The organism is Agromyces sp. P1_H4, assembly GCF_056405255.1.
Genome location: NZ_JBFUCL010000576.1, coordinates 1 through 1,017 on the forward strand (window position 1 = coordinate 1; position 1,017 = coordinate 1,017).

A 1,017-nucleotide genomic window follows, 5' to 3' on the forward strand; every position below is an offset into this window, starting at 1 on the left:
GGCGCCGACCGCGCGGGCTGGCTCAGCGGCATCCGATTCTCAGGCTTCTCCGTCATCATGATGGGAGTGCTCGTGCTCGCCGTGGTCGTGCTGGCGCCGACCATCGCGGCGTTCGCGCAGCAGCGGCAGCAGATTGCCGAGTTGCGGGCCTCGGTCTCCCAGCAGGAGGACGAGGTGCAGCGGCTGCGGGATGAGCGCGAACGCTGGAACGACGAGACGTTCATCATGACCCAGGCACGCGAGCGGTTGTACTACGTGATGCCCGGCGAGGTGAGCTACCTCGTCATCGACGACCGGACCGAGGCGGCCAAGGCGGATGCCGCCGCCGAGGTCTCGGCAGATGTGACCGAATCGAAGGGCGACTGGATGCGCACGCTGCTCGACTCCGTGATGACGGCGGGGCTCGCCCCGACGTCGACGGATGCCCCGGCGCCCGCCGAGGGAGGCGCGCGATGACCCGCCCGCCCTTCGAGCCCGTGAGCGAGCGCGACATCCGGATCGTGTCGGCGCAGCTCGGGCGGCCCGCGCGCGACGTCGTCGGCATCCCGGCGCGCTGCGCGTGCGGGGCTCCGACCGTGGTTGCGACCGCGCCGCGCCTGTCCGACGGCACGCCCTTCCCGACCCTGTACTACCTGACGCATCCCGCGGCGACCGCGGCGATGTCGTTCCTCGAGGCCGGGCAGCTCATGGTCGAGTGCTCCGAGCTGCTGGCCTCCGATGACGACGTGCGCGCGGCATATGAGCGCGCCCACCGCGACTACCTCGCCGACCGCGAGTCCGTCGGGGTGGTCGCGGAGATCGCGGGCATCTCCGCGGGCGGCATGCCGACGCGGGTGAAGTGCCTGCACGCGCTCGCCGCGCACTCCCTGTCGGCGGGGCCGGGCGCGAACCCGATGGGCGATCTCGCGCTCGAGCGATCGCCGTGGTCGCCGAGCGTCTGCCAGTGCCCCGACTACGGCGTGGACGTGCCCGATCCGGCCGACCCCGCCGACGWCGAGACCGGCGGTCGCCCGTGAC

The 1,017-nt window shown here is 72.6% G+C and carries 2 protein-coding genes; both read left to right on the forward strand.

All coding sequences use genetic code 11. The features are described 5' to 3' along the window. The coding region (locus AC1DY2_RS20085; protein WP_476764020.1) for an FtsB family cell division protein at positions 1-456 on the forward strand (456 nt) is incomplete at its 5' end. Beyond that, entirely contained in the window at positions 453-1,016 is a 564-nt protein-coding gene (locus AC1DY2_RS20090; protein WP_476764021.1) for a DUF501 domain-containing protein, read from the forward strand. The genes AC1DY2_RS20085 and AC1DY2_RS20090, both read left to right, overlap by 4 nt. The last annotated feature ends 1 nt before the right edge of the window (position 1,017 follow it).